Here is a 9918-nt window from a genome sequence, read left to right as displayed (position 1 = left end):
TGCTGAATGGACTGAGCAGCTTCATGAGGCGATGGAGGATATCCGCCGGGTATATGGCTTTGGAAGAGGAATAGCGGCTCCCCAATTGGGGATCATGAAGCGACTGTTTTACCTCAATCTCGACCGGTCTTATGTGGTTATCAATCCAGTTCTTAAAAATTTGAGTGATGAGAAATTCGAACTCTGGGATGATTGCATGTCTTTCCCTAATCTATTTGTGAAAGTAGAGCGACATCAAAGCTTGACCCTAGAATACTTGGATGAAAACTGGGAACCTCAGTCTTGGACTGTCGAAGGTGCTATTTCAGAATTGATTCAACATGAATACGATCATCTCGACGGAGTACTTTGCACGATGCGGGCGATTGATGAGAAAAGTTTTAAGTGGAGGTAAAATCTGAAAGATAGCCTTGCAGATAGGGCTCCCTTTGGTCGCCAAGATATGCTTTGCAAGATATGGGAAGGTTTAACCCTTCAGATTTATCTGAGTAGCCTTTGCTACCCTATCTTCATTTTATCTGCGTAGCTATCTTAATTTCTTATATGGCCTCATTTTTGACCTAATTCACAAAACTCATAATATATTCCGCTTTTCTGCCCATAGAGGGAAAATACGGCTAATTATTAGCTCAATGGATCAGAATCCGGAAGCTTCGGTCTTCGGTCATCGGTCTTCCAATCGGTCAAGCAAAGAAAATATGTTAACTGGCATGATTGCGGACAATTAGAAAATTTCAATTATGTCCAAATCCTGGGATAATTCCATCAAGCAGTTTCATCATTACCTCAAAATCGAGCGTTCCCTCAGTGAGAACTCGATCGAAGCGTATTGCAGGGATGCCAAAAAGCTGGGAGATTTTATGGAGTCTTGCTATCCGGGAGTTGGGCCTCAAGCTGCGTCTAAAGTTCAGCTCCGAGAGTTTGTGGGCACCTTGGGAAAACTGGAAATATCCGACTTTACCCTGGCAAGAGTCATTTCAGGAATCAAAGCTTTTTATAAGTTCTTGATGTATGAAGGTCTGATTCAGGAAGATCCTGCTCAGTTATTAGAAGCTCCGCGATTGGGTAGAAAATTGCCTGATACTTTGAGTTTTGAAGAGATCAATGAAATCTTGGAGGGTATTCCCATGGGAGAGCCACAAGGTCATAGAAACCGAGCGATGTTGGAACTGCTGTATAGCAGTGGTCTGCGTGTTTCGGAGTTAATCGGACTGAAGAAAAGTCAAATTTTTGAAGATATTGGTTTCCTGCGGGTAGTGGGAAAAGGGAATAAGGAACGATTGGTTCCCGTGGGAAAGGCAGCTTTAAAGTATATCCGTATTTATCAGGAAGAAGTTCGGAATCATCAGGAAATAGCTAGAGGTCACGAAGAATATATATTTCTTAATCGTCGTGGTAAAAAGCTAAGTAGAGTGATGGTTTTTATGATCATCAAGGAAGCGGTGGAACGTGTGGGCATCCAAAAAAATGTTAGCCCTCATACTTTTCGGCATTCCTTCGCTACACATCTAATCGAGGGAGGCGCTGACCTTCGTGCAGTGCAGGAAATGTTGGGCCATGAAAGTATCACCACCACCGAAATTTACACCCACTTAGACAGAGATTACCTAAGACAGGTACTGACGGATTTTCATCCGAGAAAGTAGGAAAATGCATGATTGGTGATCGTAATCACTTATTATACGTATATTTGGTGAATATATTCACTAAATATGCATGTCGATCGAGAAATTTTTGAAAAACTCTTCTCCAAATTTGGCTCGGGTAAAGCGACAATTCTGTTGGGTCCAAGGCAGGTGGGAAAAACAACTTTGGTCAAAAAGTTAGCCGATACGCAAGGAGATTTTTTATATCTCAATGCGGACGAACCTACTGTGATTTCTTCATTATCCAGACCATCTTTACCTTTTTTGAAGGCATACCTTTCAAATTCAAAAACAGTGGTGATCGATGAGGCTCAGCGGATTCCTGATATTGGAATCACACTCAAATTAATTATTGATAATTTTCAAGACCTGAACTTAATTGTAACAGGCTCTTCGTCTCTTGAATTAGCTAATCAAATCCATGAACCTTTGACTGGTCGAAAGTGGGAGTTTCAGCTTTTCCCTTTCAGTTGGGCGGAGCTTATCCAAGCTTTTGGATTTCCTCATATGATTTCGGCCCTGGAAAAGCACCTTGTTTTTGGGGCCTATCCTGAGGTAGTCACGAATTCTGGAAATGAAGTAGAAATTTTAAAGAATTTAGCTTCAAGCTATCTCTATAAAGACTTATTAAATTTTCATGGGATTCGAAAGCCGGAATTACTCCATAAAATTCTTCAGGCCCTAGCATGGCAAATGGGCTCTGAAGTAAGTATGAATGAGCTAGGGAGGACCGTACAGGCAGATAAAAATACAGTTTCAAATTATCTTGACTTATTGGAAAAGGCTTTCATCGTCTTTCGGCTACAGCCATTTTCCAGAAACTTAAGATCTGAAATTAGTAGTAGTCGGAAAGTCTATTTTATCGATAATGGAATTCGAAATTCTGTGATTGGGAATTTTTCAGCCTTAGGGAATCGTCAGGATATAGGCCCTATTTGGGAAAACTTCCTAATCAGTGAGAGGGTGAAGCTGCTCAGCTATAATGGCTTTTATGGGAAGAACTATTTTTGGAGATTAGCTCGAGGAGGAGAAATAGACTACATAGAAGAGATTGACGGTCAATTATATCCATTTGAATTCAAGTGGAACCCGAAGGCCAAAGTGCGAACCCCTAAAGCTTTTATAGAGAATTATAAAACCGCACCGGTCCAAGTGATTCACCGAGAAAACTTTATGGATTGGCTTACAGAATATCGGTATTAAAAAAACCTTCCCAAAGTTTCAAACTTTGGGAAGGCTAGAAAGTCAATTTACTTCTTCAACACCTCTCTCGAAATCACCAATTTCTGGATTTCTGATGTTCCTTCACCGATGGTGCAAAGCTTGGAGTCTCGGTAATATTTTTCTACCGGATAATCCTTGGTAAATCCATAGCCTCCGAAAATCTGAACCGCCTCATTGGATACGGATACGGCCACCTCAGAAGCATAATATTTAGCCTGAGCTCCGGCTAATGTCACTTTTTCACCTCTGTTTTTTAAATCAGCTGCTTTGAAAGTCAATAAGCTGGCGGCTTCTACCTGCGTAGCCATATCGGCTAGTTTAAAAGAAATGCCCTGGAATCTACTGATAGGCTGATTGAATTGCTGTCTTTCTTGGGAGTATTGGATAGAAGCCTCAAGCGCTCCCTGAGCGATGCCTAAAGATAAAGCTGCAATGGAAATTCTACCTCCGTCCAGAATCTTCATGGACTGGATAAAACCTTCGCCTACTTCACCTAAAATCTGACTTTCATGCACTTTACAATCTTCAAAAATCATTTCGGCAGTCTCGGAAGCTCTCATTCCGAGTTTGTCTTCTTTTCGACCTCCACGAAATCCTGGTGTTCCTTTTTCTACCACAAAAGCTGTCATCCCATGAGAGTCACCGACCTCGCCTGTTCTTGCAATTACTACCGCAACGTCTCCAGAAACGCCATGTGTTATAAAGTTTTTAGCCCCATTAATGATGTAATATTCCCCTTCTTTTTTGGCGACAGTTCGCATATTTCCGGCATCTGAACCGGTATTGGGTTCAGTCAAACCCCAAGCACCTAACCACTCGCAGGTAGCCAATTTTGGGAGGTATTTCTTTTTCTGTTCTTCATTCCCAAACTGCATAATGTGTCCTGTGCATAGGGAGTTGTGAGCAGCCATGGATAACCCAACAGAGGGGTCCAATTTGGAAAGCTCTGCAATGGCTGTTACATATTCGAAATAAGTAAATCCGGATCCGCCGTATTCAGTAGGAACCAATACGCCCATTAATCCCAATTCCCCCAGTTTTTTAAAAAGTTCTATGGGGAAATGTTGCTGGTCATCCCACTCTTTGCGAAAAGGAGTGATTTCTTTTGCTCCGAAGTCACGGATCATATCAGCGATCATACGCTGATTTTCATTCATTGTGAAATTTAACATGGAAAATTTTGGGTTTATCTCTGTAATTCTAACCCTAAGATTCAGAATTAGTTTGGTTCTAGCAAATCACGTAAATCAGTAGAAGATAAGGAGTTTGCATGCATTTTCCTCCTTTTTTTGTAATTCCTGTTCAGCTATTCCAAATATTTTTTTTAGATTTTGGACAATGCATCCAGTAAATTTTTCAAAAGGCTAGGATAATAAATTTTAAAAGGCGCGATTATGGGTAAAAATGCTTTTTTGATTGGTTTTTTATTCTCTTCTCTAGTCAGTTCCGTATGGGCTCAGAATCCCAGACAGATAATTGACAGTCTCAAATTGAAAACAAAATCTATTTCTGAAAAAGAGGAATTGGCAAATGCCTACGGTGAATTAGCATGGCAGTATGCCGCTATCAACCTAGACTCATCTATTTTCTATGGAAAACGCTCAGTTGAACTCGCCGAAAGCAGTGGTAATCCCTCAGTTATCGCTCAAGCCTACACGGATTTGGGGAGTGGATTACTTCAAAAAGGGGATTTGAACTCAGCTAGGGACTGGTACCAAAAGGCATTGACTATTCGGCAAGAGATCAGTGATTCACTGGGTCTGGCAAAAGTTTATAATGCCCTTGGATTTATATATCAACGAAAATACGAGTCTGATTCAGCAATCCTCTATTTTTTGAAAGCACTTCCCATTTTTGAGAAATTCAATTCCCCACTTCATGTAGCCACCATCAAAAATAATTTGGGAGTTATTTATCAAGGCCTTCCGGATTATGAAAAAGCGCTTAAAGTATACCTTGAGGCTGCAACCATTCGTGAAGAATTAGGCGATACAAGGGGCTTGATCGGGAGCTACATTAATCTGGGCACGGTTTATAAATACTTGAAAAAGTTCGATGAAGCAGAACCTTACTTTCAAAACGCTATCAAGATTGGTGAAGAGACGGGTGATTTATTGAACATGGCGATGGCCTATAGAAGCTACTCGGTCTTTCTTCAGGAAAAAGGGGATATGCAATTATTGGAAAAAATCTCCCGGGAAGGTATTGAGATTGCGAAAGAAGTAAATGCTCAATACGAAGAGGCGGTACTAGAAATGAGCTTAGGAGTGGCACTAAAGGAGCAAGGAAGATATTCGGAGGCGAAAAAATGGTTACTATCCTCTGCCAATAAATTTGTTTCCCAAGGAGCTGATGAGGACGTATTAGTTCCCTATTTGGAGCTGGTCCCACTTTATGCCTCTTTAGGATTGCCGGATAGCTCTCGGTATTATTCCAATTTGTATCAAGAAACTCTTCGAAATAAGTACGAAAAAGAATCCAGAGAGACTACTGCTGAACTTGAAACAAAATATCAGACCGCCCTCAAGGATAGTCAAATTGCAGCGCAAGAATTGGAAATCAATAAAAAGAATTTACTCCTTTTTGGTTCGCTTGCTTTAGCATTGGTCTTGGTGGTAGTGGGATATTTGTTATATAAGCAACAGCGGTTAAAAAATCAGCAATTACAGCAAGAGTCCAAATTACAAGCTGCTTTGGCTAAAATTGAAACCCAAAATAAATTGCAGGAACAAAGGGAGTTAATTTCCAGAGATCTGCACGATAACATAGGTGCACAATTGACTTTTATCATTTCGGCAATAGAGAATCTGAAATTTTATCAACCAATTCAGGAACAATTAACCCATAGATTCGATCAGATTTCAAATTTTACCCGTCAAACTATTACTGAATTAAGAGATACTATTTGGGCGATGAACTCGGGGGAAATAAGCTGGCAGGAGTTGTGTAATCGGGTTCAGGCTTATACTCAAAAAGCTGTGGAGTCTTCAGGAATAAGCATGGAGTTTCACATTGGCCAGAGTTTCCCATTGGAAAATACCATGCCTTCTTCTCAAAGCATTCAAATTCTCAGGATCATTCAGGAGTCTATCCAAAATTCAATCAAACACTCCGAGGCCAGTGAGGTGAAAATAGTGTTGGAAAAGAATAAAGGTGGGATTTCTCTTCAAGTCTCAGATAATGGAAAGGGTTTTGATCTTGAAAAAGTCATTGCAGGAAATGGTTTATATAATCTCCGAAAAAGAGCAGAGGAATTGGGAGCAGTCCTAGAAATCAATACTTCTCTCGGGTCTGGTACAAAAATAAAGCTGACCGAAGTTTCTTGAGTCCTCTTTAAATAGGCGATTTGTCGTATTTCAGAGCTAAAGCGATACTGGTACTTTTAGCCAATCCAAAACCTTTTATCGTTTCGCAAAATGTTTTTATCCAAGCCGACTGATCCTTTATATATTCTTTTTCTGGGTGTTTTTTTAGGCTTGATTCTCCTTCATTATTTATTATTCCGCGAATATCTTCAGCAAGAAAAATTACAGGAAAAACGACTCAAAGATTTAGAATATCTAGTATACAAAGAAATTGAGCGTTCCTTGGAATTGGGCCTTGGGAATATCGCTTTGAAAGAACTCCGACAAAAGACTTTGGAAAAGCTGACCCTCATCCGCCTCCAGCTGGAAGCTTTAAAGAAAAGTGAGGGAAAAAATAGCGGATAGTAATTTTATTGAAAAAATGAGGCTGTCTCATAAATAGCTTGTATATCAGATTGAGTAGGTTCAATGGCCATTTTTATCAATCTGGGGCACATTTCGATCCCCTACAATTGTCGGGACCCTCAATGTGACAAACTTCACTTTTGAGACAGCCTGTTTGAAATTTTACTTGAGGGATTCAAATTGACTTTTTACCTCTTGGAACTGTTTTTTCAACTCCTCTAATCTATCATAAGCATCCTTTCCAGGTTTCTGGTCTGCGCTTCCCAGCATGGAATAAAGATAAGAGGCTTGATCTCTCAGCATAGGCTGCATGTAGGTGCCATCTTCAGTGACAACTTGATTGTAAAGTTCCTGAAGCTTTGATTTTTGAATCTCGATCTGCCGATTGCCTTTTTCTTGAGAGATTTGAGTTTCAAGCTGCTTCTTTTTCTGGTCCATGGCATCAATCAATTGGGCAATTTCATCTCTGAAAGCCTGAATTTCCAAAGTAAGTTTTTCCTGTTCTGCCACATCCTCTTCAGAAACTAAGGTGGTTCTCGGGTCTAGTATTACTTCAAACTCTTGCTCAAAGACCTCGTCTCCAGCTTTTAATCTGGCTATGTAAGTGCCTGTAGCCACTAAAGGTCCATTACCGGTATAAGCTCTTTTGGGATCCTTGTCCCAACCTCCAGAATGCCTCATATTCCACTTGAAATGATTCATCCCCGCTTGATTGGGTAGGGTAGGAGAAGCCGGAGGGTTGGAAAACTCAGTGCTCATATTTCTTTCCGTATCGACAGAATCCTTTTTTATAGTTGGCTCAAAAGCACGAACCAGTTTTTTGTTTTTATCCAAAATTTCCAGTCTTAGCTCTTGGATTTTATCTGCTAGGAAAAAATCCAATTCAGCGCCCGAGCTTGGGTACTCTGGACCGTTGGTTTCCCTTCTACCTGAAAGTTGATTTCTGACAGCAGGACGAGTTTCAAATAATACAACTTTCCTACTGCCGATTTCCGGCACGTTTCGGAGGCTGATCAAATTATCCAATATCCAGAAACCTCTACCCATAGTCGACATCACCAAATCACCTTGATGAACCTTAATGTCAGTGATAGGTGTGACAGGCAAATTGCTTTCGAAGGCATGCCATTTTTTTCCATCATCAAATGAGATAAATAGCCCAAATTCAGTTCCGGCGTACAAGACTCCTTTTTTATCCGGATCTTCCCGAACTACCCGTGTAGGGTAATCTGCTGGAATACCATTTTTTCCATCAGAAATTAAAGTCCAGGTTTGTCCATAATCCTCTGTTTTGTAAATGTATGGAGCATAGTCGTCCAGCTGATATCTCAGCACTGCTACATAAGCTTTGGCTGGGTTATGTGGAGATGGCTCTACTGCATCCACTCTGCCACCTGGAGGCATATTTGGAGTGACATTTTTCCAAGTTTTTCCTCCATCTCTTGTGACATGTACAGGTCCGTCATTGGCTCCCACCCAAATCAGGCCTTCCTGGATTGGTGACTCACGAATCGCATAGATGGTGCTGTAATATTCTTCACCTGTGACATCACGGGTGATAGGAGAGCCCGGTACCACCTGCTTGTCGGCTTCAAATGCAGTCAAGTCAGGAGAAATGATTTCCCAAGTTTTGCCGTCATCAGTAGTCTTGTGTACATATTGAGAAGTGTGATAAACTACATCTGGATTATGAGGAGAGACATGTATAGGGGCCACTCGCTGAAAGCGAAACTTAAGATCTTTCGGGTTGTGGCCATAAATATTGCTTGCCCCTACATAGTATTGTAACTCCTGGCCAGTTCTCTTATCAAATACGCCAAACCTCCCCTTACAATTAGAATAAACAATGTTGTGATTTCCAGGCTTGGGTACGGCTGGACCAGTTTCACACCCACCTGTATTGATGATGTAAGAATTACTTCCTGCTTGAACACTTAATGGTGGTCTGCTTGGAACAGCGATCGTGCTGTAATTATCCTGTTGTCCCGCATATAACCAATAAGGGTACTGATCATCCACTTCCACCTGATAGAGTTCTGCGGTTGGCTGATTGAACTGGGTTGACCAACTCTTGCCACCATTTTGGGTGATATTTGCACCTCCATCATTGGCCTGAATCCAAATGGTAGTATCGTTAGGATTGATCCAGATATCGTGATTGTCACCATGAGGAGTTGAAAGAGATTTCCAGGTTTTACCTCCGTCAAAAGATCTCAAAAATCTTAGGGAGTTATTGTAAACCGTATTGGCATCCTTTGGATTGGCGTAAATATTTGTGTAGTAAAAGGGTCTGTTAGTCAGATTTGGATTATCTGAAACAAAAGTCCAGCTCTCGCCTCTATTTTCTGATCGATACAGTCCTCCTTGATTATCTGAAGCTTCAATGTTGGCATAAACCACATTTGGATCAGCTGGGGAAACAGCGAAGTCAATTTTCCCAGTCAATCCAGTAGGAAGTCCGTTTTTTAGTTTGTTCCAAGTTTTTCCTCCGTCGGTAGATTTGTAAACGCCACCTTCTGAGGAGCCTGATGTGATAGTCCAGGGTTTTCTTTCCCCTCTCCAAGCTCCAGCATAGATGGTGTTTGGATCATCTGGAGCAAGTTCCAAATCTGATACGCCCACACTGTCTGAATGGTAAAATACCTTTTCCCAGTTCTTTCCTCCATCTAGCGTTTTGAATACTCCTCGTTCGGGATTCTTTCCAAAGGGCTGGCCGATTGCAGCTACATAAACAATATCCGGATTTTGTGGATGAATCTCCACTGCTCCGATTTGTCCTGCATTTTTGAGCCCAATGAATGACCAGGTTTTTCCTTCATCTGTAGATTTATAAACCCCTTTTCCTACAATCACATTGGATCTAAGTCCATCCGAGCCAGTTCCCACATAAATGATTTCTGGTTTTGCCTGATAGACCGCAATCGCTCCAATAGAAGGAGTAGGGAAATAACCGTCAGAGATGTTTTTCCAGTTAATTCCATAATCATCTGTTCTCCAAACCCCGCCACCAGTAGCGCCCATGTAAAATACCGAAGGCTTTGAAGCCACTCCTGCTACAGCTGTGACTCTTCCTCCCCGAAGAGGGCCTACATTTCTAAATTGGTAGGAATTCAATATTTGTTGGATATCCTGAGCTACTGTCCACATGGAAAGTGAAAAAAGGAATATGCTTAGAATTGATTTTTTTAGCATAGTTGTCAAGTTTCAATCTCTCAAGGTATAGGGAAATTGGCTGAAATAACAAGAATTTTATGGGAACGGGTCTGGATGAAACCCCTTTTTTTCAGAATTTATACTTTCCTGCAGAAAACCTGTATCTTAAGCCTTGGCCTTGATTA

The 9918-nt window shown here is 41.1% G+C and carries 7 protein-coding genes; 5 read left to right on the top strand and 2 right to left on the bottom strand.

The window, feature by feature from the left end; translation table 11 throughout:
- The 3 genes from FL972_RS16270 to FL972_RS16260 all read left to right on the top strand — a co-directional run.
- On the top strand, positions 1–394 hold a 394-nt coding region (locus tag FL972_RS16270), incomplete at its 5' end, for a peptide deformylase (protein WP_144607045.1).
- A gap of 346 nt (positions 395–740) precedes the next feature.
- Positions 741–1646 (top strand): site-specific tyrosine recombinase XerD, encoded by a 906-nt coding sequence (gene xerD / locus FL972_RS16265; protein WP_144606923.1) that lies wholly within the window; start codon positions 741–743, stop codon positions 1644–1646.
- A gap of 66 nt (positions 1647–1712) precedes the next feature.
- Positions 1713–2849, top strand: coding sequence for an ATP-binding protein (locus FL972_RS16260; RefSeq protein ID WP_144606922.1), 1137 nt, complete (start codon positions 1713–1715; stop codon positions 2847–2849).
- 47 nt (positions 2850–2896) lie between these two features.
- Here FL972_RS16260 and FL972_RS16255 read toward each other — a convergent pair whose 3' ends face one another.
- On the bottom strand, positions 2897–4042 hold the full coding sequence (locus tag FL972_RS16255; RefSeq protein WP_144606920.1) for an acyl-CoA dehydrogenase family protein: 1146 nt from the start codon (positions 4040–4042) through the stop codon (positions 2897–2899).
- A 222-nt stretch (positions 4043–4264) separates the two neighbouring features.
- Between FL972_RS16255 and FL972_RS16250 the strand changes: the two genes are divergently transcribed.
- Together FL972_RS16250 and FL972_RS16245 are read left to right on the top strand one after the other, a co-directional pair.
- On the top strand, positions 4265–6196 hold the full coding sequence (locus tag FL972_RS16250; RefSeq protein ID WP_144606918.1) for a tetratricopeptide repeat-containing sensor histidine kinase: 1932 nt from the start codon (positions 4265–4267) through the stop codon (positions 6194–6196).
- 90 nt (positions 6197–6286) lie between these two features.
- Positions 6287–6580 (top strand): hypothetical protein, encoded by a 294-nt coding sequence (locus FL972_RS16245; RefSeq protein ID WP_144606916.1) that lies wholly within the window; start codon positions 6287–6289, stop codon positions 6578–6580.
- Between the two features lie 162 nt (positions 6581–6742).
- Here the strand turns inward: FL972_RS16245 and FL972_RS16240 are convergent, their stop codons facing one another.
- Positions 6743–9772, bottom strand: a complete 3030-nt coding sequence (locus tag FL972_RS16240) for a VPS10 domain-containing protein (protein WP_144606914.1) — start codon at positions 9770–9772, stop codon at positions 6743–6745.
- Between the last annotated feature and the right edge of the window lie 146 nt (positions 9773–9918).

Origin of the sequence: Algoriphagus algorifonticola, from assembly GCF_007655305.1 — a bacterium.
GTDB lineage: Bacteria > Bacteroidota > Bacteroidia > Cytophagales > Cyclobacteriaceae > Algoriphagus > Algoriphagus algorifonticola.
The sequence above is the reverse complement of the archived record's forward strand: the minus strand, read 5'-3'. Positions and strand labels throughout refer to the sequence as shown.

What these genes read in the sequence shown, in the direction of transcription:
- FL972_RS16250 (WP_144606918.1), top strand. Translation starts at nt 4,265, where the DNA reads ATGGGTAAAAATGCTTTTTTGATTGGTTTTTTATTCTCTTCTCTAGTC.
- FL972_RS16255 (WP_144606920.1), bottom strand. Translation starts at nt 4,042, where the DNA reads ATGTTAAATTTCACAATGAATGAAAATCAGCGTATGATCGCTGATATG.
- xerD (WP_144606923.1), top strand. Translation starts at nt 741, where the DNA reads ATGTCCAAATCCTGGGATAATTCCATCAAGCAGTTTCATCATTACCTC.
- FL972_RS16260 (WP_144606922.1), top strand. Translation starts at nt 1,713, where the DNA reads ATGCATGTCGATCGAGAAATTTTTGAAAAACTCTTCTCCAAATTTGGC.
- FL972_RS16240 (WP_144606914.1), bottom strand. Translation starts at nt 9,772, where the DNA reads ATGCTAAAAAAATCAATTCTAAGCATATTCCTTTTTTCACTTTCCATG.
- FL972_RS16245 (WP_144606916.1), top strand. Translation starts at nt 6,287, where the DNA reads ATGTTTTTATCCAAGCCGACTGATCCTTTATATATTCTTTTTCTGGGT.